Origin of the sequence: Algibacter sp. (genome assembly GCF_029245835.1) — a bacterium.
GTDB lineage: Bacteria > Bacteroidota > Bacteroidia > Flavobacteriales > Flavobacteriaceae > Algibacter_B.
Genome location: NZ_JAQWOO010000090.1, coordinates 17355 through 44077, shown reverse-complemented (window position 1 = coordinate 44077; position 26723 = coordinate 17355). Strand labels below are relative to the sequence as shown.

22 protein-coding genes are annotated in these 26723 nt (G+C 33.4%); 13 read left to right on the top strand and 9 right to left on the bottom strand.

The annotated features are described in order from the left end of the window. Nucleotides 1-293: 293 nt before the first annotated feature. The 11 genes from P8K68_RS14165 to P8K68_RS14115 all read left to right on the top strand — a co-directional run bounded on the left by P8K68_RS14165 (nucleotide 294) and on the right by P8K68_RS14115 (nucleotide 10374). Nucleotides 294-623: an iron-sulfur cluster assembly accessory protein gene (locus tag P8K68_RS14165; RefSeq protein WP_300252360.1), complete on the top strand. Its 330-nt coding sequence runs from the start codon at nucleotides 294-296 to the stop codon at nucleotides 621-623. Nucleotides 624-638: 15 nt separating this feature from the next. Then, nucleotides 639-2087, top strand: coding sequence for a Fe-S cluster assembly protein SufB (gene sufB, locus P8K68_RS14160; protein ID WP_300252357.1), 1449 nt, complete (start codon nucleotides 639-641; stop codon nucleotides 2085-2087). Between the two features lie 10 nt (nucleotides 2088-2097). Continuing rightward, the gene (locus P8K68_RS14155; protein ID WP_300252354.1) at nucleotides 2098-2520 is read left to right on the top strand and encodes a hypothetical protein; all 423 of its coding nucleotides are present in this window, start codon (nucleotides 2098-2100) and stop codon (nucleotides 2518-2520) included. A gap of 1 nt (nucleotide 2521) precedes the next feature. Beyond that, the gene (gene sufC / locus P8K68_RS14150) at nucleotides 2522-3274 is read left to right on the top strand and encodes a Fe-S cluster assembly ATPase SufC (RefSeq protein WP_300252351.1); all 753 of its coding nucleotides are present in this window, start codon (nucleotides 2522-2524) and stop codon (nucleotides 3272-3274) included. 134 nt (nucleotides 3275-3408) lie between these two features. Beyond that, nucleotides 3409-4722, top strand: a complete 1314-nt coding sequence (gene sufD, locus P8K68_RS14145; RefSeq protein WP_300252347.1) for a Fe-S cluster assembly protein SufD — start codon at nucleotides 3409-3411, stop codon at nucleotides 4720-4722. Between the two features lie 115 nt (nucleotides 4723-4837). Beyond that, nucleotides 4838-6052, top strand: a complete 1215-nt coding sequence (locus tag P8K68_RS14140) for a cysteine desulfurase (RefSeq protein WP_300252345.1) — start codon at nucleotides 4838-4840, stop codon at nucleotides 6050-6052. A 120-nt stretch (nucleotides 6053-6172) separates the two neighbouring features. Then, nucleotides 6173-6595 carry a SufE family protein gene (locus P8K68_RS14135; protein ID WP_300252342.1) on the top strand — a complete coding sequence of 141 codons (423 nt, stop codon included), beginning with the start codon at nucleotides 6173-6175 and terminating at the stop codon, nucleotides 6593-6595. An 84-nt stretch (nucleotides 6596-6679) separates the two neighbouring features. Then, the gene (locus P8K68_RS14130) at nucleotides 6680-7003 is read left to right on the top strand and encodes an SUF system Fe-S cluster assembly protein (RefSeq protein WP_300252339.1); all 324 of its coding nucleotides are present in this window, start codon (nucleotides 6680-6682) and stop codon (nucleotides 7001-7003) included. Nucleotides 7004-7075: 72 nt separating this feature from the next. Continuing rightward, nucleotides 7076-7582: a DUF2480 family protein gene (locus P8K68_RS14125; RefSeq protein ID WP_300252337.1), complete on the top strand. Its 507-nt coding sequence runs from the start codon at nucleotides 7076-7078 to the stop codon at nucleotides 7580-7582. Nucleotides 7583-7706: 124 nt separating this feature from the next. Further along, nucleotides 7707-8651, top strand: a complete 945-nt coding sequence (locus tag P8K68_RS14120) for a DUF3078 domain-containing protein (RefSeq protein WP_300252335.1) — start codon at nucleotides 7707-7709, stop codon at nucleotides 8649-8651. Nucleotides 8652-8907: 256 nt separating this feature from the next. Further along, on the top strand, nucleotides 8908-10374 hold the full coding sequence (locus tag P8K68_RS14115) for a vanadium-dependent haloperoxidase (RefSeq protein WP_300252333.1): 1467 nt from the start codon (nucleotides 8908-8910) through the stop codon (nucleotides 10372-10374). Nucleotides 10375-10645: 271 nt separating this feature from the next. On the opposite strand, the gene hflX is transcribed toward P8K68_RS14115, so the two are convergent. Then, nucleotides 10646-11869 (bottom strand): GTPase HflX, encoded by a 1224-nt coding sequence (hflX, locus tag P8K68_RS14110; RefSeq protein WP_300252330.1) that lies wholly within the window; start codon nucleotides 11867-11869, stop codon nucleotides 10646-10648. Nucleotides 11870-12030: 161 nt separating this feature from the next. Between hflX and P8K68_RS14105 the strand changes: the two genes are divergently transcribed. Next, nucleotides 12031-12999, top strand: a complete 969-nt coding sequence (locus P8K68_RS14105) for an endonuclease (RefSeq protein WP_300252328.1) — start codon at nucleotides 12031-12033, stop codon at nucleotides 12997-12999. Here the strand turns inward: P8K68_RS14105 and P8K68_RS14100 are convergent, their stop codons facing one another. The 3 genes from P8K68_RS14100 to P8K68_RS14090 all read right to left on the bottom strand — a co-directional run bounded on the left by P8K68_RS14100 (nucleotide 13000) and on the right by P8K68_RS14090 (nucleotide 17758). Beyond that, entirely contained in the window at nucleotides 13000-13377 is a 378-nt protein-coding gene (locus tag P8K68_RS14100) for a hypothetical protein (protein ID WP_300252326.1), read from the bottom strand. A gap of 38 nt (nucleotides 13378-13415) precedes the next feature. After that, complete coding sequence (locus P8K68_RS14095) at nucleotides 13416-14852, bottom strand: DUF5689 domain-containing protein (protein ID WP_300252323.1); 1437 nt, start codon at nucleotides 14850-14852, stop codon at nucleotides 13416-13418. A 104-nt stretch (nucleotides 14853-14956) separates the two neighbouring features. Further along, nucleotides 14957-17758 (bottom strand): carboxypeptidase-like regulatory domain-containing protein, encoded by a 2802-nt coding sequence (locus P8K68_RS14090; protein WP_300252320.1) that lies wholly within the window; start codon nucleotides 17756-17758, stop codon nucleotides 14957-14959. Between the two features lie 123 nt (nucleotides 17759-17881). Here P8K68_RS14090 and P8K68_RS14085 point away from each other — a divergent pair, with 123 nt between their 5' ends. Continuing rightward, a complete protein-coding gene (locus P8K68_RS14085) occupies nucleotides 17882-18934 on the top strand; it encodes an endonuclease/exonuclease/phosphatase family protein (protein WP_300252317.1) in 1053 nt (350 codons plus the stop codon). A 1-nt stretch (nucleotide 18935) separates the two neighbouring features. On the opposite strand, the gene P8K68_RS14080 is transcribed toward P8K68_RS14085, so the two are convergent. From P8K68_RS14080 to P8K68_RS14060, 5 genes are all read right to left on the bottom strand, one after another. Next, nucleotides 18936-19379: a hypothetical protein gene (locus tag P8K68_RS14080; protein ID WP_300252314.1), complete on the bottom strand. Its 444-nt coding sequence runs from the start codon at nucleotides 19377-19379 to the stop codon at nucleotides 18936-18938. Between the two features lie 100 nt (nucleotides 19380-19479). Beyond that, nucleotides 19480-22722, bottom strand: a complete 3243-nt coding sequence (locus P8K68_RS14075; RefSeq protein ID WP_300252311.1) for a carboxypeptidase regulatory-like domain-containing protein — start codon at nucleotides 22720-22722, stop codon at nucleotides 19480-19482. A 160-nt stretch (nucleotides 22723-22882) separates the two neighbouring features. Continuing rightward, on the bottom strand, nucleotides 22883-24502 hold the full coding sequence (gene pgi, locus P8K68_RS14070) for a glucose-6-phosphate isomerase (RefSeq protein WP_300252309.1): 1620 nt from the start codon (nucleotides 24500-24502) through the stop codon (nucleotides 22883-22885). Nucleotides 24503-24504: 2 nt separating this feature from the next. Beyond that, complete coding sequence (locus P8K68_RS14065; RefSeq protein WP_300252306.1) at nucleotides 24505-25818, bottom strand: peptidoglycan DD-metalloendopeptidase family protein; 1314 nt, start codon at nucleotides 25816-25818, stop codon at nucleotides 24505-24507. Then, nucleotides 25800-26717, bottom strand: coding sequence for a tryptophan 2,3-dioxygenase family protein (locus P8K68_RS14060; protein WP_300252304.1), 918 nt, complete (start codon nucleotides 26715-26717; stop codon nucleotides 25800-25802). Before P8K68_RS14060 ends, P8K68_RS14065 begins: the two co-directional genes overlap by 19 nt. Between the last annotated feature and the right edge of the window lie 6 nt (nucleotides 26718-26723).

Below are 26723 nucleotides of genomic sequence, written 5' to 3'. Positions count from 1 at the left end.
TAATGGATCTATAACGCCCGTTTCTCTGAAAGAAAACGAAAAATTCTCATCGCTTCTTTACAAAAAAAGAACCGCTTAAACTTTAAAAGTATTACTCAATAAAATTAGTCAAAAGAAGGTAATACCCTTTAATTGAGTACTTCATAAATTGATAAGAAAAAGCTATCTAACTATATAATAATATAATGTTAGGTTATTCGATTTTCAGGGACTTATATTGTATATTTGTGCTCTATTTAGAAACTGTCTTAATAAAAATATTAATTCAAAACTAAGTTTAATTAAAAAATAATATGATAAAAGTCTCTGAAACAGCTAAAAAGAAAGTGATTGAGCTTATGGCTGATGATGGTTTCAATGCAGCTATCGACTATGTTCGTGTTGGCGTAAAAAGTGGCGGTTGTTCTGGGTTATCTTATGATTTGAATTTTGATAAAGAACAACAAGAAGGCGATAAAGTTTTTGAAGACAATGACATAAAAATCATAGTCGACAAAAAAAGTTTTTTATACCTAATAGGAACAACACTAGAATATTCAGGAGGATTAAACGGAACGGGTTTCGTTTTTAACAATCCTAACGCTAACCGTACTTGTGGTTGTGGCGAATCATTTTCATTATAAAAATAAGAAAGCAATATGTCGAAATATACCGAGGATGATTTACGCGAAGAATTAAAAACCAAGGAATATGAATACGGGTTTTATACAGATATAGAATCTGACACGTTTCCTAATGGTTTAAACGAAGATATTGTTCGTGCTATTTCTAAAAGAAAAGAAGAACCAGAATGGATGACTGAATGGCGTTTGGAAGCTTTTAAAGTCTGGAAAGAAATGACCGAGCCAGAATGGGCAAATGTGCATTACAAAAAACCAGATTTTCAAGGTATCTCCTATTATTCTGCACCAAATAGCAAACCTAAATACGATAGTTTAGATGAAGTAGACCCTGAGCTTTTAGCAACATTTGCTAAACTTGGTATCTCTATTGATGAACAAAAAAAGTTAGCTAATGTAGCCATGGATGTTGTTGTAGATTCTGTTTCTGTAGCTACTACATTCAAAAAAACATTAGGAGAAAAAGGCATTATTTTTATGAGTATTTCTGAAGCTATAAAAGAGCATCCAGAACTTGTAAAAAAACATCTTGGAACTGTAGTCCCGCAAAAAGACAACTTTTACGCCGCTTTAAATTCTGCTGTATTTAGTGATGGAAGTTTCTGCTACATTCCAAAAGGCGTTCGTTGCCCAATGGAATTATCTACATACTTTAGAATAAATCAAGCAGGAACTGGACAATTTGAAAGAACTTTAGTAATTGCTGATGAAGGCAGTTATGTAAGTTACCTTGAAGGCTGTACGGCACCAAGTCGTGACGAGAATCAATTACACGCAGCCGTTGTTGAGCTGATTGCTTTAGATGATGCTGAAATAAAATATTCTACAGTACAAAACTGGTATCCTGGAAATGCTGAAGGTAAAGGGGGTGTTTTTAACTTTGTTACCAAGCGTGGTTTGTGCGAGAAAAACGCAAAAATTTCTTGGACTCAGGTAGAAACAGGATCTGCAGTAACTTGGAAATATCCGTCATGTGTTTTAAAAGGTGATAATTCAGTTGGTGAGTTTTACTCAATAGCCGTAACTAACAACTACCAGCAAGCCGATACAGGGACAAAAATGATCCACTTAGGAAAAAACACGAAATCCACTATCATTTCAAAAGGAATTTCAGCAGGGAAATCTCAAAACAGTTACCGTGGTTTAGTTCAAATAAATTCAAGAGCCGAAAATGCACGTAACTTTTCACAATGTGATAGTTTGTTAATGGGTAACGAATGCGGTGCACATACATTCCCGTACATAGAAGCTAAAAACAAAACAGCAAAAATTGAACACGAAGCAACCACTAGTAAAATTGGTGAAGACCAAATTTTCTATTGTAACCAAAGAGGTATTGATACAGAGAAAGCCATTGCATTAATCGTAAACGGTTTTAGTAAAGATGTTTTAAATAAACTCCCTATGGAATTTGCTGTTGAAGCACAAAAATTATTAGAAATAAGTTTAGAAGGAAGTGTCGGTTAAATTAATTAAAATGAAAAAAGTATTAATCCTACTTGTATGTATTTCAGCATTTTTAAGTTGTAAAAAAGATATAAAATCTCAACAATCAGAAGACACTATAAGTAATGACGATTCTGAAAAAACAGCTAAGCAAAATGATGGACTAACACTATTAAAAGGCGAATTTGTGTATTATGATGGTGCTGCCGTTTTACAAACACATGCAGAGATTTATGGTATTCTAATTACAGATAAATTAGAAGCACTAAATAATCAAGCACAACAATACAAAACAGAGCCAACTGATATGGTTCAAGTTGAAATACGAGGAAAAATAACAAACCAAAAAGACGAAAAGATTCTTTGGGAGAACAAGGTTGAAGTTGTTGAAATATTAAGTATCAAAGCATCACCAAAAGACGAAAATAAAGTTATAAAACTAGGAAATCAATAGTATGTTAAAAATAAATAATTTACACGCAAGTGTTGAAGGTAAAAGCATCTTAAAAGGTATTAACCTTGAAGTAAAACCAGGTGAAGTTCATGCTATAATGGGACCTAACGGTTCTGGTAAAAGTACATTGGCATCAGTTGTTGCAGGAAAAGAAGAGTACGAAGTTACAAAAGGAAACATCTTTTTTGAAAACGAAGATATAGAAGAACTAGCAGCAGAAGAGCGCGCTCACAAAGGCGTATTTTTATCCTTTCAATATCCTGTAGAAATCCCTGGAGTATCTGTTACTAATTTCATGAAAACTGCTATTAACGCAACGCGCAAAGCTAAAGGCTTAGAAGATATGCCTGCGAAAGATATGCTAAAAATGATTCGTGAAAAATCTGAGTTATTAGAAATTGATAGAAAATTTTTATCGCGCTCTTTAAACGAAGGATTTTCTGGTGGAGAGAAAAAACGTAATGAGATTTTTCAAATGGCAATGTTAGAACCAAAATTAGCAATACTTGATGAAACCGATTCTGGATTAGATATTGATGCACTTCGTATTGTAGCTAACGGTGTAAATAAATTAAAAAGCAAAGACAATGCAGTGGTTGTGATTACGCATTACCAACGCTTATTAGATTATATCGTTCCGGATTTTGTACATGTTTTGTACAATGGAAGAATTGTAAAATCTGGTGGCAAAGAGCTAGCACATGAGCTAGAAGAAAAAGGCTACGACTGGATTAAAGAAGAAGTAAACGCGTAAAAGTTTGCAGTATCCAGCTACAGTTTGCAGTAGCTTACTCAAAACTGAATACTCAAAATTTTAAAAATAGCACACAGTTTTTTCTGGTTTATCTTTTTACTGAAAACTGAGACTAAGACTGAAAACTGATAGAAATGGATTTAAAAGAAAAATTAGTATCATCATTTTTAGCATTCGAAAATCATGTCGATATAGATGGATATATCCATGATGTGAGATCTGATGCTATAAAAGTATTTGAAGAAAAAGGCTTTCCTTCAAAAAAAGAAGAAGATTGGAAATACACCTCTTTAAACAGTGTTTTAAAAGAAGACTATAGTGTTTTCCCAAAACAAGAAAACGCTTTAGATTATAAGGATGTTAAAAAATATTTCATCCATGATATTGATACTTATAAAATCATCTTTATAGATGGTAAATATTCGTCACACTTATCTCAAACCACACACGATGGTATTGATGTATGTTTAATGTCTTCCGCTTTAAACAAACCAAAATACCAATTGATTATTGAAAATTATTTCAATAAAGCTGCTACAAAAGATAGCCTAGCATCATTAAATACGGCATTTTCAAACGAAGGCGCTTACATTCATATTCCTAAAAATAAAGTGGTAGAAAAACCCATTCAAATTCTACATTTTTCAACAGGAAAAGAATCTGCTACCATGTTACAACCACGTAATTTAATTGTGGTAGATGAGAACTCGCATGTACAAATTATTGAGCGTCATCAAAGTTTAACTAACAATCCCGTTTTAACCAATAGTGTTACTGAAATTTTCACTAACAAACGTGCCATTGTAGATTATTACAAGATTCAAAACGATAACCAGCATGCGTCTTTAATTGATAACACCTTTATTAAACAGAAAAGAGAAAGTCTTGCCTCCGTGCATACGTTCGCTTTTGGTGGTAAATTAATACGTAACAATCTAAACTTTTATCAAGAAGGTGAGCGTCTTGATTCTACCTTAAAAGGCATCACAATTATTGGCGATAAACAACACGTAGATCATAATACCTTAGTGCATCATATCGAACCAAATTGTGAAAGTCATCAAGACTATAAAGGTATTTTTTCCGATAGCTCTACAGGTGTTTTTAACGGTAAAGTTCTGGTAAATAAAGAAGCACAAAAAACAAACGCATTTCAATCTAACAATAACATTTTATTAAGTGATAAAGCCTCAATAAACACCAAACCACAATTAGAGATTTTTGCTGATGATGTAAAATGCTCACACGGTTGTACTATAGGACAGTTAGACGAAAGCGCTATGTTCTACATGCGTTCGCGTGGTATTCCAGAAAAAGAAGCCAAAGCATTGTTAATGTTTGCATTTAGTAATAACGTATTAAGTTCAGTTAAAATTCCAGAATTAAAACAACGTATTACCAAAATTATAGCCAACAAATTAGGCGTTAATTTAGGTTTCGACCTCTAGTACTGAACTTGTTTCAGTATCAATAAAAATTATTTGAAGCTAATCCCGCTTTCGGCAGTCGCTCTCTGCGAGGAGCTCCAACAAATGCCTCAATCGGGGCTAGAAATAAACAGCCATGTTCAACGTAGAAGACATAAGAAAAGACTTCCCCATTCTTTCTCGCAAAGTCAATGGTAAACCCTTAGTGTATTTTGATAATGCAGCAACATCACAAACACCACAACAAGTTATTGATGCTATTGTAGATTATTATTCAAATTATAACGCCAATATTCATCGTGGTGTACATACGCTGAGTCAAGAAGCAACCGATTTATACGAACAGTCACGTCTAAAAATACAAGCACATTTTAACGCGAAATTTTCGCATGAAATCATTTTCACATCAGGAACTACACACAGTATTAACCTTGTAGCAAACGGCTTTTCATCCCTATTAAAAAAAGGAGATGAAATTATAGTATCTGCCTTAGAGCACCACAGTAATATTGTGCCTTGGCAAATGTTATGTAAACGCACAGGAGCCACTCTAAAAGTCATTCCGATGAATGAAGACGGCGAACTTGTGATGTCAGAATTTGACAAATTATTATCAGAAAACACTAAACTCGTTTTTGTAAATCATATTTCAAATGCCTTGGGAACTATAAATCCTATTGAATATATCATTGAAAAAACACATGCGGTAGGTGCAGCTATTTTAATAGATGGAGCACAATCTACACCACACATGAAACCAGATGTTCAAGCTTTAGATGTCGATTTCTACGTTACTTCTGCGCATAAAATTTGTGGGCCAACAGGCGTTGGTATGCTTTACGGAAAAGAGGCATGGCTAAAAAAACTACCGCCATACCAAGGCGGTGGTGAAATGATAGCTGAAGTAACCTTTGAAAAGACTACCTATGCCGATTTACCACATAAATTTGAAGCAGGAACGCCTAATATTTGTGGAGGAATTGCTTTTGGAGCAGCCATAGATTATATGAATGCTGTTGGTTTTGATAATATTGCAGCCTACGAAAATGAGTTATTGGAGTACAGCACAGAAAAACTACTAGAAATTGATGGACTAAAAATATATGGTACTTCAAAACATAAAACGTCTGTTATCTCTTTCAATTTAGAAGGGATTCATCCATATGATGTTGGTACTATTTTAGATAAATTAGGAATTGCTGTTAGAACCGGACACCATTGTGCGCAACCTATTATGGATTTCTATAAAATACCAGGAACCGTTAGAGCCTCTTTTGCATTTTATAATACTAAAGCTGAAATTGATATATTGGTTGAAGGTGTTAAGAAAGCTAAAATGATGTTGTCTTAATTTCTTATTGTATTTTTGTAAAAAATTCGAAATTGTCAAGTTAAGCATAGTCGAAACCTTTTTAAAATCAAATGATTAAAAGCACCTTTCAATTGCGATCAAGAAGACAAAATTAAAACTATGAGTATTGAAGCCATTCAAAATGAAATTATAGACGAATTCTCAATGTTTGAAGACTGGGAAGAACGTTACCAATATATGATTGATTTAGGGAAAGATTTACCCTTAATTAAAGACCAATATAAAACCGATAGCAACATTATAAAAGGTTGCCAAAGTAAAGTGTGGGTGCATGCCGAAATGAAAGATGATAAAATTGAATTTACTGCAGATAGTGATGCCATTATTACAAAAGGTATTATTGCTATTTTAATCAGAACATTTTCAAATCAACATCCTAAAGATATTATTAATGCTAATACCGACTTTATTGATAAAATAGGGTTAAAAGAGCATTTATCACCAACACGCGCTAATGGATTAGTAAGTATGGTGAAGCAATTAAAAATGTATGCTATTGCATACCAAACACAACTTAATTAGTAAAGTTGTATGTTGTTTAGTCGAAAAGCTGTTTTTAGTGCCTACGACTAAACAACAAACAAATTAACAACAAACATTAAAAACATGAGTGAAACCATAGATACCGCCGAATTAGGGGAAAAAATAGTAAACGTACTTAAAACAATTTACGATCCAGAAATACCTGTTGATATTTACGAATTAGGTTTAATTTACGATGTATTTGTGAATGAAGATTATGATGTTAAAATATTAATGACGCTTACAACTCCTAACTGCCCTGTTGCAGAAACTTTACCATTAGAAGTTGAAGAAAAAGTAAAATCGCTTAACGAAGTAAAAGATGCCGAAGTAGAAATCACTTTCGATCCACCTTGGACACAAGAATTGATGAGCGAAGAAGCTAAGTTAGAATTAGGTATGCTTTAAGAGAGTTGAAAGTCTCAGTTATTATTCATAGTAAAACTAACTTAACAACAATCAGATTAACAACATACTTTTTTGAAAGACGAAATCATAAATCGCGTAGCAAGTAGCAAATTAGTTACTATAGACCTTGAGGATTTTTACCCTGAAGGGAAACGTGTTTTGTTTGATATTAAAGATTGGCTGTTTGAAGGTTTTGTGCTTCGCGAAAAAGATTTTAGAACCCAAGTAAATGAGTTTAACTGGAACCAATATCAAGACAACTACATCGCTTTAACTTGTAGTACAGATGCTATTATTCCAGGTTGGGCTTACATGCTTTTAAGTATTCATTTAGAGCCTTATGCAAAAAAAGTTATTGTTGGCAACTTAGATAATTTAGAAACATCTATCTATCAAGACATCATAAGTCATCTTGATATTTCTGAATTTCAAGATAAGCCTATAATTATAAAAGGCTGTTCCAATAAACCAGTGCCTCAAAACGCTTACATTATGCTTTCAAACAAACTTAAGGCTGTTGCAAAATCTATTATGTATGGTGAAGCCTGTTCTTCTGTCCCACTTTTTAAAAAGAAATAATCTCGTATTTTATTGTGACCTTACTCCATTCTAAGGGTCTTACACATAATTACTTTTAATTGAATTGATTTTCTATGAGAATAAAAATCAACCTATATTTGCACACATTTTTAAAATTTAAGAAATGAAAAAACCATTATTATTATTTGCATTACTCATCGGAATGGTTTCGATGAATGCACAAACTAAAGAAGAATTACAAGCTCAGAAAGCTGAAAAACAAGCTATAGCAGATGCTGCTCAAGCAGAAGCAAACGCTTTACAAGGTAAGATTGACGCCCTTCCAGGATGGAGAAAAGGTGCTTTTGGTACTATTGGTGGTAGTTTATCCAACTTTAATAATTGGTACGCTCAAGGGGCTCCAAACAATGCTTCAGGTAATATTGGTATAACAATTAATGCCTTTGCTAATTTAATTGAAGATAAATTCTTTTGGAGAAACAGTTTAACTTCAAACTTGAATTGGGTAAAATTAGATAATAAAGATACTAATGCTGACAGTGAAGATTTCAACCCTACAACAGATGTGTTCAATATTTCATCTTTATACGGTAGAAATATTACTAAAAACTTAGCTGTTTCTGGATTAGCAGAATATAGAACAACATTGTTAGACAACTTTAATGACCCAGGTTATTTAGATGTTGGTGTTGGTGCAACTTGGACGCCTATTGAAAACTTAATCGTAGTAATACACCCTTTAAACTACAACTTTGTTTTTGCTGATAGCAATTCTGTTTTTGAATCGTCTTTAGGTGCAAAAATAGTTGCAGATTACACAAGACAAATTGGAGCTATTAATTTTAAGACTAACTTGTCTGCTTTCCAAAGTTATAAGTCTGGAGACTTCTCTAACTGGACTTGGTCTAACTCTTTTGGTTATACCTTATGGAAAATGATTGGTGTTGGTTTTGATTTTGGTTTAAGAAGCAACAAACAAGAGGCTTTAAATTATGCATTAGGACAGTTTGATCCTTTAGCAGTTCCTGCTCAAACTGAGCCAAATTTTGACAATGTTGATAATGATTTACAAACGTATTACACACTTGGTTTAAGCTATAAGTTTTAGTACACTTTAGAAATATCAAAAGTATTGATAAAAAATGCGCTTCCTTTTAAAGGAAAGCGCATTTTTTGGTTTAAGAATTTCATAGACTGCTTGACTTTATCAAAAAAAATAATAACTTAGCTTAACAATCCATAAAGTCCATTGAAACAGAACTTTGTCTTAGAATTGTATCTTATTATAGACACAAATATTAAGCAGTAAAAAAAATATTTTTTGCTAATTTTTTAAATTTCGAAACTAAAACGAAACCATAATAATGAAAAGAGTACTACTATTATCAATCTTTACCTTAATTTTATTTGGGTGTAAGGATAATGAAAACAAACAACAAAGTTCGACTAAAATAACTGAACCGAAAGGCGTTGAAAACGTTGCTTATAAATGGGGACAAATGGCTTTGACTGCAACAGCTAACGACACAGAAAAGTTTAAGCCAAGACCAACAATAACCTCTCGATATTTGGGCTTAATTTTTGTTTCAGTTTTTGATGCTTGGTCACGATATGACGAAAAAGCAATCCCCGTATATCTTAATGATGTAGCTAGAAGATCAGAAAAAGAACGTTCATTGAAAAATAAAGAGATAGCTATTAGTTATGCAGCATTTCGAGCAATGAATGAATATTATTATTCAGACAAAAAACTATTTGAAGATTTTATGAGGGAATTGGGTTTAGACCCTAAAAACGAAAGTTTAGACCCAAATACACCTGAAGGTATAGGGAATTTAGCAGCTAAAGCAGTAATTAAGGCACGAAAAGGTGATGGAGCAAATCAATATGGAGAGGAAAAAGAGTCAAATGGAGAACCTTATTTCAATTATATAGGATATGAACCTGTAAATTCTGCGGACAAGAATGTTGATCCAAACCGTTGGCAACCAAAATACTTTTCGGATGGAAAAGGAGGGAAATTTGCTCCCGGCTGTTTGACCCCTTATTGGGACAAGGTAAAACCGATTGCACTTAAATCAGGAGACCAATTTAGACCAGGTCCACCTCCAATGATAGGTTCTAAACAATTAGAAAAAGAAGTTCAAGAAGTCATAGAAATGCAAGCTAATCTGACTGACTATCAGAAAGCATTGGTTGAGTTTATGCGAGACGGCCCTCAATCGGTACAACAAGCAGGGCATTGGCTAAAATTTGCTCAAGATGTTTCGAGAAGAGATAATCATACACTTGACCAAGATGTAAAAATGTACTTCTACAATCAAGCCGTAGCAATGGATGCCTTTATCGCATCATGGGATTCTAAAATGTTTTATGATTATGCAAGACCATACGCTTTAGTTCACGAGTATTATGATAACCAAAAAATTAAAGCTTGGGGAGGAGAAGGAAAAGGAATGGTAGAAATGGATGGAAAACAATGGCGCCCTTATTCGCCAGAAACATTTTTGTGTCCACCGTTTCCAAGTTATGTTTCAGGACATAGTACAATTAGCGGAGGGTGTGCAGAAGCATTAAAAATATGGACGGGAAATGATGAATTTGGGTCTACATCTAAATTAGTTGCCGGAGCCATGACCGAACCCGATAATTTGGGGGATACGATAACATTGGAATTCCCAACTTTTACAGAAACAGCAGAAATGGCAGGTATTTCTAGAGTTTTAGGCGGATACCATATTCAGTCAGATAATGTCGCTGGATTAGAATTAGGAAGACATGTAGCCAAAGAAGTCTGGGAATTTTACAAACAACATATAGGAGAAAAATAACGAGAGACGATAAGCGTTATAAGCTATTCCTTGTTCTCACCTACCACTTAAAATCCTCACTATTTTTAAGTTTGGTGTGTACTTGCAAAGTTAAGTACTACCCCAAATAATTACTCATTTCATAAACCGTTAAACGAAACGTTTCAAAAATAAAACAACATTTTATATAAAAAATATCGTAGCTATCTACATTAGGGATTGCAGTGGTAGCTTTTGGCGTAAAGCCCGATCACTTTTCGGGGTAACCCCCTAGCTGGCAGTTGCCCAAATACTATTCTTCAACTAAACCCTCTTCATTATAATCTTGGTACAAGAAATGATTGTATGGAAAACGTGTCACGTGTATTTCACGAACCTCATCATAAACGCGCTTTTTAAAATCTTCTAAATTTTGTTTGTTTAATGCAGAAATGAATAAGGCATTATTGCCTACTTTACTCATCCAAGTACTTTTCCATTCTTCTAATGAATAGTGTTTCTCCGTACGTTCTGTTTCTAAATCATCTTCATCTAAAGGTTCAGATTCAAAAGCATCAATTTTATTAAACACCATAATGGTTGGCTTATCCCCACTTTTTATTTCCCCCAAAATTTTCTCTACAGAGGCAATATGTTCTTCAAAATTAGGATGCGAAATATCAACCACATGCAGCAATAAATCGGCTTCTCTAACCTCATCAAGTGTACTTTTAAAACTATCAACCAATTGTGTTGGAAGCTTCCTTATAAACCCAACTGTATCACTTAATAAAAACGGTAGATTTTGGATCACTACTTTTCTAACGGTAGTATCTAGTGTTGCAAATAATTTATTTTCTGCAAAAACTTCACTTTTACTAATCACATTCATGAGCGTAGATTTACCAACATTGGTATAACCAACTAGCGCCACACGCACCATTTTACCTCTGTTACCACGCTGTACAGCCATTTGCTTATCAATGGTTTTTATGCGGGTTTTTAATAATGAAATCTTATCGCGTACAATACGTCTGTCTGTTTCAATTTCGGTTTCTCCTGGACCACGCATGCCAATACCCCCTTTTTGACGCTCAAGGTGCGTCCACATGCCTCTTAATCGAGGTAGTAAATATTCACATTGCGCTAATTCTACTTGCGTCCTAGCATAACTGGTTTGGGCACGTTGTGCAAAAATATCTAAAATTAGGTTTGTTCTATCTAATACTTTAACATCAAGAATTTTACTTATGTTACGTTCTTGAGCTGCAGATAACTCATCATCAAAAATGGCTGTACTAATATCCTGCTCTTCAATATATTTGCGTACATCTTCCATCTTACCTGTTCCAATAAAGGTTTTCGGGTTTGGCATGTCCATTTTTTGAGTAAAACGTTTCACTGCATAACCACCAGCTGTAAAAGTTAAAAACTCTAATTCATCTAGATATTCTTTAGATTTTTCTTCGTTTTGATCTTTAGTAATAACACCTATTAAAACTGCTCTCTCTAGGCTTACATCTTTCTTTTCTATCATATTGCAAAGTTACATAATTGCTAGCGTTTTATTGAAAAAAGAACTTCTCTGTATAAAATATCAAAGTTTTTATTCAAATTGTCATTCTCACTATAGGGTTAATATTAAATATTGAATTTTAGAAATTATATATTTAACATTTTTAAGCCTATTTTTGATTTATGGCAGACGATTTAGATAATATTCCCGTTCGTAGTGATTTGCAAACTATTGCTTTTTATAATCTTGAAAATTTATTTGATATTGAAGACGACCCAAATACGCATGATAATGATTTTCTGCCTAGATCTGAGAAAAAATGGACACCAAAACGTTACAAACGTAAACTAAGAAAATTAGGTTTTGCTATTTCAAATATTGGTAAAAAGGAAACAGGCAAACATCCTGCTATTGTTGGTTTAGCTGAAGTTGAAAACGCTAAAGCTATTGACAATTTAATAGCTTCAAAACATTTAGAAGCTATTAATTATGGGTATGTTCACTTCGATTCTTTAGATGAACGCGGTATTGACGTTGCATTACTTTATGACATTGATGTCTTTGAGGTAACACACTCTGAATCGTTTATTGTACATCTTACAAGAGATGATGGAGAAACGGATTATACCAGAGATATTTTACTAGTTTCTGGATTACTTGATGGTGAAGAAATACATGTTATTGCAAACCATTGGTCGTCTAGACGTGAAGGCGCACAAGAAACAGAACATAAGCGTTTGGCTGCCGCCGATAAGGTGATAGAAATAATGAATAGTTTAAATAGTGAATATCACACTCCTAAAATAGTTGTCATTGGCGATTTTAATGATGACCCCTCAAGTAAGAGCATAAAACAAATGGTTAATAGTCTAGATTTATTTAATCCTATGGAAGTTTTACATACGTATTCTAGAGGAACGACCACTTATAATTTCCAATGGAATTTATTTGACCAAATACTATTTTCTACTAACTTTTTTGAGGCTACGCCTGATACATTAAGTTTTGATAAAGCTAATATATTTGATGATGAATTTTTAAAACTGCTTAAAGGAAAGTATAAAGGCAAACCTTTTAGAACTTTTGTTGGCCCAAAGTACAAAGGCGGGTACAGTGACCACTTTCCAGTGTACGCTATTTTTAAAAAGTAGTTAAGTAGCCTGAAAAAGAATATAGGTTAAACCTAAAATAACAATTGGTAATAGCCAAAGCAACCAAATATTATAAGTTAGTTTTTTATTTTTAAGCATTTTTGCGTTTAGCACTTTTCGTTTTCTACCACCATATTGCATCCAGTTTTTGAAATAAATAAAAATAGTAACTAATATAAACAATGTCCATGCTTTACTTGCAGACATGGTATCTACATGCATTTGCCTAAAAAACCTTGCAAAAAACACACCTAGAAGTAATAACAAACTGCATTGCAAAAACGTTATATAAAACGTTGCAATACTATTAGCTTTTATACTCTTTTTAGTTTTATAATGTTGAAAAAAGCGAAAGAAAAGAGAGTCGAATGAGGTCATTTGGTAATTTATTTTGCAAAGGTAGAACTAATGTTTTACTATTCCGTATAATCCACAGTAATCTCATCCAATTCATAAACCCCATCAAAAGTGCTCTGACCGCTTCCTGTATATTTAAATGCAATATGAATGGTTCCTGAAAGACACGATAAATCTACATTTCCAGAACTAAACCAAGGTGCAAAAGAATCAGAATCTTTTACAACATAAGCATCCGTTAATATCATCCAAGTTGCCGAAGTTACACTAGCTTGAGTACCATCCCAATCTGGAGAATAAAAAACTTCCATATAACTACTATCTGCTAAACTACTAGAGGTTTTAAAGCGTAAAGATTCTCCATCTTGAGCATCCAAATCTATTTCAGGTGTAATTAACCAACCTATGTTACTGGCATCACCAGAGCTTGCAGATTGAAATCTAGCAGAACGTCCTAAAGACGCATTTGATGACGTTGAAGAAAAGCCTTCCCATGCTTGAGTACCAGCTTCCATATAATTTGTCCATCCCTCAATTTCTATAGGTTTATTATTTTTTTGTGGTTCAAAATCTTCATATAGTAAATTTTCTGAACCTATGGTAGAAGCAAGACCGCACGAAAACTCTAATGGATCGCAGCGTTCAGTACTATCAAAATTAATAGCGGTAGACGTATTGATAACGAGCACATTAAAATTATCTCTAAAATCGCGACTAAAAACACCCGTTACATTACCCTTTCCTTGCGGTACAATCAAGGTTTTAAAATCCGAAAACGTACTGGTTTGCATAATCATTTGGATACCAGAATCGCAACTTTCTAACAAACGTAAACCATCAAATTCATCAAAAGATTCACTTGCAAAAGTTGCTCCTAGTTCAAATCTATTTAACTGCATATTGTTCAACTGAATCAACGTATTTTCATCGTTTTCAGTTAAATCTGCTAAACCAGAAATCTTAGGTTTTATCTCTGCTATTTCATTACCGCGCAAAACAATGTCTTTATATTCAGCGGCTTGAATTTGTTCTAAAGTAACACCTGCACCTTTACCAATGGTGATTACACCACTAGTTTCTCCCACGGTTAATCCATTTAGTTTTATGTATACTTTTTGGCCGAATTGATAGGTGTCAGATAAACTACTCACATTAATATCAACTTTAAACCCTAGTCTTGGGTCGTTATCTGGACTACTATCATCTGTTTTATTTTGAATAATTAATTCCTCAAAAAAGTTCCCTCCCTTGTCTGAAGACACTACATAGCCTGTTATATATAAATCGGTTGCATCATCTATAACCGCTGTTGTATTCCCTCCATTTACAGCTTGTTCATAAAGTGATTTTATAGCTTTGAAAGTTGTTAATTGTGCTGCTGGAATATCTAAATCCTCAACTGAAATATCAGGTGTACTATAATCATCATCTTGCACACAAGACATTGAAAACAAAACTATCATTCCGAATAAAATATTATTTATTTTCTTCATCATTCTATTATTTTTAAATCCTGAAACTTAAGGACAGGACACTATTTCTATTTAATTATATAACTTCAGTAAGTTTAAAAACATCCCTCAAGGAAATAAACACAGACTTAAAAACTATAATTCAAATTTAAAAAGTAAGTCGCACCACGACCATACCAATATTTTGATCCAAAAACCTGAGTATTCAAAGACTTATCGTCTCTTAATTCTCTGTAATTAGCATTTCTACCTTGCTCAAAACCTCCTGTTTTAAATACTTCATCTAAAAGGTTATTTACACTAGCAAAAACACTCACGTATTTGCCTCCAATTTTCCAAGATTTTCCACCAACTAGATTTACAACCATATAATCATCAAAGCGTTCTTGCTTTAATAATTTTCTTGCCAAATCTTCATCATAATCATTAAATACATTTCCATCAAAATCGGTGGTGAAATTTATTGAGCGTGTTAGTGGGCTTATATCAATATATGTATTAGTAAGAAAATTTGCTGTGGCACCAAACCACCAAAAATCAGGATCTCTATATTCAAAACCAACTGAATATGCACGATGTGGTCCTGCTGCTATTTTATAATCTTTTAGCTTTGATTGCCCAAATTCTTTAAACCCGTTTACAAAACCTGCAGCGACAGATTCTTCATCAGCTTCAGTAGTTAAATATAAATTAGGATTATTGGCATAGGTAAATTGCCCTATAGAGGCCACACCTTTCAATTTTATGGTTGGTGTTACTTGGGCTTCAATTCCTAATTCCGCTCCTAAATGTTGCTTATCTACACCTTGCAAAATCTCTTGAACGAAAGCCACATTATCGCCCCCAATACCATCAGCAAAAAAGAAAGAGATTTCATTGGCATCTTCAATTTTAGTATAATATCCTGTAATTTTAGCTTTAATAATTGGTGAGCGAAAAATATAACTCGCATCTGTAGTTAGTATTTTTTCATTAGTAATATTCGGGACTATATTGTGATTTTCTCTAGAATTTGAATAGGTATTTCTTAAAGCAGGTGCCCTAGAGATATAGCCGCCATTAAAAGTAAATAAATGTTTACCTGATAATTTATAAGTAACCCCGCTTTTTGCCCCAAAACCTGTGAAGGATAATTTTTTTCCTTTGCCTAAAGAATTATCTGGGAAAGCGCCATTTTGATACATGCCCTCTCTTTGATATTGCGTGTTAGAAACACTCAAAGACATGTAAAAATCTAACTTATTAAAAGTGAATTCTGTTTGAACATAAGCATTTAAAACCTCTGCGAACACATTGTAATTGTATTTAAATGTATCGCCCTCACGCACTAACCTATTTGGGTTTTGCAAATCGTTTTGGGCTTCATCAATAGCTGTAGCAAATTGATCAATATCTAAATACGTTTTAGCACCTAACAAATCTAAAACTTGGGCATAATTTTCAGATTTTAATCTCTGATAATTTACGGCAGTATTCAGTACTACATTGTCATTTATCTCTGTATTTAAAATAGAATTGATTGTGAATTGTGTATCATCAACTCGGTCTTCATATAAGGCATAAATAGCATTTCCACCAGTTTGTGTATTAGATATATTAGCCTGATATAAAGTATTCCAGTCGATTTGCCCACTATCTTCAAATTCCTTTAATGCGCGGTAAGCAAATCCTAAATCTTCTGGGAAATTACGTTCAAAATAACTCGGTAGTTTTTGATAATATGCTGGACTTGGGTTTGAACCTCCGCCTTCTGGAAAACCATTTACTAAATCGGTTCCATTATTATCTAATCGGCTGTTTCCAAGTTTCCCAAACTGGTAGGCTACATTGGTATTTAAAGCTGTTTTAGAAGAGAGATCCCAATAGTGATTCAACATAAAAATAGGCTCTTCTACTTTTTTAATTCGCGAATTACGTTTTTCTCCGTCTAGCCATCCCCAATATTCATTGTATTTGATGTCCTTTAAATCGAAAACTTCTTGAGTGTTAGGTGATGATTTTCCTCTACGATTTGGCGCATACATTCCAGTAAAATTCAAACTATGTTTGTCATTCAACTTTTTTTCAACGGAAAGGAAGAACGAATTAGCATCATAAAGTGTTGCATCTTGATAGCCTTCATTGCCCCAACGCCTTCCTAAAGAAATAGTATACGCCCAATTATTTCCTAAAAGCCCCGAAGCATAAGTTGCCAAAAATCTATTCGTATAACTTCTGTTTGAAGAGGAATAAGTAATACGCCCACCTGCTCTTGCTTCAGATGCTCTTACGTTAATATTTGTAGTTCCTAAAACACCACCAAAATTATAACTTGATGGGGATAATCCCGTGGTTAGTTCTTGGTTTCGCATCACATCATTTAGGCCGCCCCAGTTGCTCCATTGTGGTCTGCCACTGTAAAGTTTATTCATAGAAATACCATTAATAAGTACCGAACCATTTTCGGAATCTAAGCCTCTTAACCTAAAAAACGATTGACTAAATTCAAAAGCCGCAGTTCTTTGAAATACATCTAAAGAGGATGATAACAAACCCGTAATATTATCTGCACCACTAGCATCGTTGTCTAATTCGTCATCAGACAAAGTAATGGTAAATAAATCTTGACTTTGAGATAAATCGCGCTCTAAAGTCATACCAGAAATATCTACTGTTTTGCCTTCATTCACAATAATTGGAAAACGTTTGATAATATATCCTGATTTAGATATTTTTAAAATTTGTTCTCCAAAAGGTACTTTGGAAGAAAATATAAATTCCCCTTGAACATCTGTTAATGTAGTAATAGTAGTACCTTCTAAAGTTATTTTAACATTTAAAATGGGTTGTAATGATACGGCGTCCAAAACACTTCCTTTAACAATAGTTTGTTGAGAATAGGTAGAAATTGAAAAAATTCCGAATAAAAGAATGAGGGTTAATTTATTCATAGTTATCTTTAAGACACCAAAATACCAAAAAAGTAACTAATTGATTATAAAAATTTTAAATCATTACTATAACTTTGGCTTGGGTTTTGTGTTGAAGACTATTGCAACCTTTTTTGTTAAAAAATGAATTTTATTAAACTTGCTTTTTCTATTTTATTTTTAAGTGTTTTTGTTTCTATCAATGCTCAAGATAAAAAATTTAAAATTCACACACTTGCCTTCTACAATTTAGAAAACTTATTTGATACCATAAACGACCCTATAAAATTTGATGATTATAGTCCGATTATGGAACTAAAAGCAAATCGAGGAGCCGCTTACAAACAAAAAATAACTAATATGACTAGAGTTATTTCTGAAATTGGTAAAGATGTAACTCATAATACACCAGCTATTTTAGGCGTTTGTGAAATTGAAAATAAAGAGGTTCTTGAAGATTTGGTTAATGATTCTCTTTTACTTGAAAAAAACTACGGGATTGTTCATTATGATTCTCCTGATGCCAGGGGTATTGATGTGGCACTCTTATACCAAAAAAGTTTGTTTACACCAATAAGTTCTAGCTCGCATGAATTAAAAATTTATGATGACCAAGATGGAAAACAAATAGCAACAAGAGACCAGTTATTAGTGAGCGGTAAGCTTGAAAACGATTTAATTCATATACTAGTTAATCATTGGCCTTCAAGACGTGGCGGTGAAGCAAGAAGTAGACCTAAACGCGTTGCTGCTGCAAAATTAAATAAGCGCATTCTGGATTCGCTTCAAACCGAAGACCCTTATGCAAAAGTATTTATAATGGGAGACTTGAATGATGACCCAATTAATTCTAGCTTAAAAGACGTTTTAAAAACGGAAAGAAAACGAAAAAAAGTGGGTTTCAAAGAATTATACAACCCATTTGAAAATTTTTACAGAGATGGTCTAGGCACAACGGCTTACCGAGATAATTGGAGTTTATTTGACCAAATTATTATTTCTAAACCTTTACTTGATAAAGACTATACGTCTTTTCGGTACTACAAGTCTGGCATTTTTAATAGAAACTATTTAATTACCACTGGAGGGAAATACAAAGGTTATCCTTTTAGAAGCTGGAATTACAGTGGTTTTAACAATGGTTTTAGCGACCATTTCCCAGTTTACATGTATTTGATTAAAGAAGCTAATTATTAATTTAAAGTCCTAACCAAGCGCTCCAAGGAATTCTTGATAAAAACAACACTAGTGCAATAGAATAGAAGATAGCTATAGTTTTTAATTTTGGCTTTGAAGTCAATTTCTTTTTATGCTTGGAGTATCCTATAGTAATTAATGCAACAGCTATAATATTAACTAATGGATGCTCCACTAAATATAGTCGGTTTACAGAATCTTTCATGATTTCACCCATACCAGATTCACTAAAAAGGCGTAATCTAGGAGATACAAAATATAGTACTAGCCCAATCAATAATTGAATGTGAGATACAATAAGGGTAAATAATGATTTTCTAAAATCATTAGCCTCGTATTCCTTACCTCCTATTGTTTTTATAATCGCATTAAAAGTTGCAATTATTAAAACAATAAGCACTAAATATGCCCAATATGAATGGAGAGATTTTACTACGTCGTACATGATTTATCAATTTATTTTTTGAATAGCAAATGTAGTAATTAAATACATAAAAAAACCGCTTCATGTTGAAGCGGTTTTAAAATTATAAATGGATATATTATTAGTTAAAAGTATATCTTAAACCAACTTGCGCTTGCCATCTTGAACTTTGGATACCACTATCATCAAATAATGTAGGACCATCTTCAAGTACATTTTCTCTTAGACCAAATCTAGGAGTACCTCCTGCTCCACCGGCATCGTCCGTTTGTAATATAGATGTATTACTAGACGCAAACGTTTGTCTTCCCCAATCTTTATTTAATAAATTAGTGAAGTTAAAGATATCGATAGATAACTGTAAGGTATTCTTCTTTTTCATTGCTGGAAAAGAAATATCTTGTAGCAATTTAAAATCTACAATATGACTCCAAGGTCCTCTAGATGCATTTCTTTCAGCATACTTCCCTCTTCTAGTTTTCAAATAGTCATCATTATTTATGTAATCATTCAATATTGCCCATTCATCAGCGGTTCCAGCATCCGAACCAGATCTATCTGTTAAAACAATTTCAGTTGCATCTGCAGGCACATACATTAAAGCATTATCTCTAGAATCATCATTCAAAATATCTCTACCTTCTCTATACGTATAAGAGAAAGGTTGTCCTTGAGAACCATTATAGAACAATGCTACAGTGGTTTTAATATTATCATTCCAGTTAATCTCATAAGACATATTACTTGAAATTCTATGCCCTTGAGAGAAATTTGATCTCGTTATCGGTAAGTTTGAGTTTTTACCATTTACAGTTTGAACCCCTCTCCATTGTGAACTATTTTGAGACGATGTACCGTCAAAAACACTGTTTGCTTCACCGTAAGAGTAAGATACTTGTCCGGCAAATCCATTTTCAAAAGGTTTTCTTAATGTAAAGGCAGCATTCCAAGAATTCCCTCCACCTGTATTAGAGGCGAGTATAATTCTGCCATATGTGTCGTCTATTTCATCACTTCTATTATAAACTGGTCTATTATCTGCCCCAACCAAATTACCAACAGGACCCCTAACATTTAAATTTTCATAGTATACATCAGTAATATTATCATTAAAAATAACATCTGCACTGGCTATTAAACCCCAAATAGGTAATTTTTGATCTACTGCTAAGTTTACTTTAAATCGTTGTGGTAATTTAAAATCTGTTGCAAATAAATCTACATTACCAGCATTTGCACCTGTTCCTGGAGTAACGCTTTTAAATTGGTTATTAACATCTGCCTCAAAAGGAACCGAATCAAAACGAAAATCACTTCCCCCTGTTATACCATTACTGTTGTAAGTAGCCCCGGGCCAAACTAAAGGCAATCTAGAAGTAAAAACTCCTAATCCACCTCGAATTTGTGTTGTCTTATTACCGTTAACATCCCAGTTAAAACCTATTCTAGGCGAAACATGAATCGTTGTACTAACACCACGTCCTACCTGTGCTCTTTGTAAATCTTTACCAGCAGCTTCTAACAAAGGTATTGTTCTATTGTTAAAATCGTCGTTTACCGGACCATTTTGCCAGAAGGGAATATCAAAACGGATACCAGCGCTTAACTTGAAATTTTCAGACATTTGTACATCATCTTGTGCATAAAAACCAGTTTGAAACACTTCAAATTGTGACGCCCCATCAGACTCATCACCTACAGCACCACTCCCAACAAGAGAATAACCATGATCGTAAAGATCGGCATTTACGCCACTGTAAAATCTTTCTACCCCAGATAAAGCACCTGCGTTATCAAATTCATAATAACCAAAGTTACTCGGGAAAAATAAATTCTTCATTTTAGAATACTCATTGTGTGTACCCAAAGTTATCGTGTGACGTCCTTTAAAAATTTCAAAATTATTGGTAAATGTAAAAACATCTTGATCTAATAAATTAGCGGAAGAAAATCTATCATAGCCAAAAAGAATATCGCCATCGCCATCTTCTAATTGCACTTGTGGAAACGGAGAGCCTTGGCCATCTCTGTCATCTCTTACTGTTTTGTATGCAACTGTCATACTATTTGCATACTTATTGCCATAAGACGAATTCCATTGTAAAGTAGTCGCATTAGTTTTACTTATAAAAAGCTCAGACCCATTTAGGAAACGAATATCGTTATCTCCAGAATTTCTCGCTTCTAAGTTGTCAATGTCTTGTAATCTATGCGTTAATGATATACTGTGGTTTTGATTGATATTCCAATCTAACTTTGCAGTTACCATGTTGTTAACTAAAGTAGACGTATTATTATCATAAACACCAGGATCATAACCGTATGTAGTAATTAAAAATTGTCTTAGTGTCTCTAAATCAGCTGCAGACGAATCTCCATTGTAATTACTAATATTGAAAGGTTGAGGAGTCTCATTATCTTGCTTCTCGTAATTAACGAAAACGAACAATTTATCTTTTACAATTGGGGCTCCAACTCGAATACCATAAGTTAAAGCCGAAAAATCTGCCAACTTTTCTCTTGTATCGCCTGAATCAATCAGAGCTGTTGGAGTCTTACCAGCAAGAGACTGATCTCTATAATAAGTATAAATAGAACCCTCTACATTGTTAGAGCCTGAACGTGTAATAGCATTAATCGCTCCACCTGTAAATCCAGATATTTTAACATCAAATGGTGCTAATTGAATTTGAATTTGTTCCAAGGCATCAATTGAAAATGGATTCGCTCCCGTTTGTCCACCATCAGTACCAGAACCCGCAAGACCGAATACATCATTACTTACAGCACCATCAACATTTATACTATTAAACCTGTTGTTTTGACCTCCTAATGAAACCGAAAAACCATCATTACCCTCAGTTAACTGAGCTTGTGGAGTCGCTCTTAAAAAGTCAGCAACAGATCTAGATGCTGAAGGAATCGTTAAAAGATCTCTTTTACTTACTGTTGTTTCAGCTCCTGTTCTATTCGAGTCGAATACGTTATTACGTGTTGTTGTGATGACAACCTCTTCTAAAGCACTTGCAGTTTCCGCTAATTTCTTAGTAATAGATGTTGTTTGTCCTAAAGATAGTTGCAATCCTTCTTCTGAATAGTCAGAATATCCTACATAGGTAATCTTTACTGTATAAGGGCCTCCTGGTCTCATATTAGATATTCTATAATATCCTTCAAAATCAGTAGCTGCTCCATAAACAGTTCCTGTTGGCATATGCACAATATATACATTTGCACCTGGTAATGGCTCACCATTTGTGTCGGTAATTCGACCATTTACGGCAGAAGTAGTAGTCTGTCCATAATTGAGTGTAGTAAAAAGCATTACCACAACCATTAATAAAAATTGAGTTCTTTTTTTCATAATTAATTATTTGAAATTAGTCAAAGCAAAAATACATATAAATGAGCAGTATATGTGATGTACATGTTAACAAATATTAACAATAATTAACATCAAAAAAGGCATAAATATTAAAATATTTATGCCTTTTTTATGATTTCAGTAACAAAATGTTATTTAATTAACTTAAACTCTTATAATAATTCAATAAATTAGTAGTTGAAGAGTCATGTTCGTTATCAGCATTATTGTTAATTTCTAGTAAAATTTTGGTTGCCAATTGCTTTCCTAATTCTACACCAAACTGATCATAACTAAAAATATTCCATATAATACCTTGAACAAATATTTTGTGCTCGTACATGGCTATGAGTTTTCCTAAACTTTCTGGTGAAAGCTTATTAATGAAAATAGTGTTAGTAGGTTTATTACCTTGAAATATTTTAAAAGGAATAATTGCTTCTTTGGTTCCCTCTGCAACAACCTCAGTTTTGGGTTTACCATTTAACAGCGCTTCTGTTTGTGCCAAAAAGTTTGATGTTAATTTATCTTGATGGTCTTGATTTCCGTGTAATGATTGTGTAAAACCAATAAAATCTGCTGGGATTAATTTTGTTCCTTGGTGTATTAATTGAAAGAAGGCATGTTGTGAATTTGTTCCTGGTTCTCCCCAAATAATGGTTCCTGTCTGGTAATCGATTGGATTGCCATTTCTATCAACACTTTTACCATTACTCTCCATAATCCCTTGTTGCAAATAGGTTGCAAATTGATTTAAATACTGAGAATACGGAATAATAGCTTCACTTTCAGCCTTAAAAAAGTTGTTATACCAAACACTTATCAATGCTAAAACTACAGGGATATTTGTGGCAAAATCTTCATTTTTAAAATGGTTATCCATTTTGTTAGCGCCTTTTAATAAGCTATCAAAATTGTTATATCCAACAGCTAAACTTACAGTTAAACCAACGGCGCTCCATAATGAAAAACGACCACCAACCCAATCCCACATTGGGAAAACATTGTTTTCGTCAATACCAAACCCTTTTACATTTTTTATATTGGTTGAAACCGCTACAAAATGCTTTGCTATTGCATCTTCACTGGCTGATTTTAAAAACCAAGCTTTTAAGGTATTGGCATTCGAAAGTGTTTCTTGAGTTGTAAACGTTTTTGAAACAATAACAAATAATGTTGTTTCTGGGTCTAGTTTTTTAATCACTTCGTTAACATGGTCTCCATCAACATTACTAACAAAGTGTGTTGTTAAATGATTTTTATAATATTGAAGTGAATCTACAACCATAGCTGGTCCAAGATCCGAACCACCAATTCCAATATTTACTATATCGGTAAATGCCTTTCCTGTAAACCCTTTTTTATCCCCATTAACAACTTCATTTGTAAAACTTTCTATTTTTTGTTTTACTTCATATATTTCTGGCATCACATTTACACCTTCAACTTTAAAATTTGCGTCTTTTGGTGCACGAAGGGCGGTATGTAAAACGGCTCTTCCTTCTGTTTGGTTTATAATTTCTCCTGAAAATTGACTATAAATAGCTTCTTTTAGTTTAACATCATCAGCTAATTCTAAAAGGTACTTAAAAGTCTCTTCTGTAATTCTATTCTTTGAAAAATCCACATAAAAATCATCCCATTTTATGGTAAATTTATTTGCTCGAGCTCCATCTTGGGCAAATAAATCTTTCATGTGAACATCTTTAATAGCTTTAAAATGTTCTTGTAATTTTTTCCATGAATTGGTTGTTGTTGGATTTATGCTTGGTAATGCCATAATTAATTATTAAGTGATATAAGATTATCGTTTTGCTTTATAGTATGTTCTGGTTGATTCTGATCTTCAAAAACATCTTCTAAAAAATGAATGTTATCTAGTTGCGTTTTTACAGGTTCAATAAATTTTAAGTATTCTATTTTTAAAGAATCTGAAATTGGCTTAGCTTCGGGTAATTTTTGTTTAAATGGATCGACCTCTTTTCCGTTTTTCCAAAAACGATAACAAACATGAGGACCTCCCGTATTTCCAGTCATGCCAACTTTACCAATAATATCGCCTTGTTTTACAAACTGACCAACCTTAACAAGACGCCTACTCATGTGAAGATACTGCGTTTCGTAAGTCGCATTATGCCTGATTTTTACATAATTACCGTTACCACCTCTTCTTTCAGATTTTGTTACCGTCCCATTAGCTGTTGCCATTATAGGTGTTCCAATGGATGCTGCAAAGTCTGTACCTCTATGTGGACGCAATTTAAATCCATAAACTGCAATACGCCTCTTTAAATTGTATCTTGATGAGATTCTACTAAACTTTACGGGTGCTTTTAAAAATGCGCGACGTAAATTTTTAGCCTCTTCATTAAAATAATCCACAATACCTTTTGATGAATCTGTTAAGAACCGAAAAGCATAAAAAGGCTCTTTATTGTGTTCAAAATAAGCCGCTTTAACATCATGTACACCTGTATAAATAGTATCATCTATATACTTATCTGTATAAATTACCTTGAAACGGTCGCCTTTTTGGAGACGTCTAAAATCAATAGTCCATGCATAAATATCATCAGCCATTTTATAAGCTAACCTTGGGCTCAAACCTTGTTCCTCTAGAGTTTCAGAGATATTACTATTTATTACACCTGTAGCGGTTTTTTCAACAAAGGTAATAGGCTTTCTGCTCGTATAGGCATGAATAGAATCATGGAAATTAATGACGACATACTCTTCTAAGTTGGGCTGATATATAAAGCATTTTGCTAGTTCTAAAGAGTCTTTAGAGCATAAAAGCGTATAAGGCTTTCCAATTTGAAGCCCTCTTCTGATATCAAAAGTATCCTTCGCTTTTTCAGCAATATTAAAAATTTTCGGGTAGCCAACATTATTCCGTTCAAGAATTTCGCCAAAGCTATCGCCTTTTCTTATGGTATCTCTTTTAACGATGTAATTCTCTAAGTTAAAACCAAACTCTAAGATTTCTTCTGGCTCTTCAATGACCTCAACTAGATCTTCAACTACTTGTTTTTCGTCATTTTTACATCCAAAGATGCAAATTGCACATAGTAATAGAACTAAATACTTGTTCCCCACGTTTCTTTTTCTTTCTCGGTCCATAAATCTGGAAAAAATATTCTTTTTTGGTATTTTGGGTGCATATATTTTACCCATTCACTTCCGCCAGTAGCTTCAGCAGTTTTACCGTTAATATTTAAATAATGATTTGCAGTATTGTAATGCGCCATAACCCATTTTATATTTACCGTATAATCGTAATGGCGCATTGCCGTTATCAAATCTTTATTAGACTGATCTTCTTCTGGCAATGTTTTAAACTTACTCCACAAATTGTTGTGTTGATAAAACTTAGTAAATCTAATAAATTCGTCTTTGTAGCGTGCCTCAAAAGCCGATAATGTATATGTTTTTTTACCTGTTTTATAATCTTTCCCAGCGGCTTGCCAATATAAATGCTCAAAAGCATACTCGTAAGTAGAGTCTCTATCAATAGTATCTCTAAAACGTTTGTCTATAAGGTTTATAAGCTCAGTAGATGCGAATTCAATTTTTCTATATTGCGCACTCTGGAAACCACTGGCTGGTGTTAATGTGGTTCTGAATTTATTGTATTGATCTACGTCCATGCCGTCTTTCATAATACTAAAAGATGAAGTTAACACATCAAAATAACGACTAATGCGCATTATTTTAGTAGTAAATGTTTCTGTATCTATCTCTTTATTTTTGGCTATTTGAGCCATTTCAGAAAGTACCATTTTAAAAAGCAATTCGTTTACCTGATGATACATAATAAATACATTCTCGTCAGGAAAAACAGTACGCTGTACTTGTAGATTCAATAAGGCATCTGTTTGAATATAGTCCCAGTAATTTATAGGTTTACTATATAACAAACCCTCTAAATGCACCTCGACATCTTGGTCTATGGCCTCGTATTTTTCTTTAAGTTGATTGGTTATTTTAGGACTCAAAATATC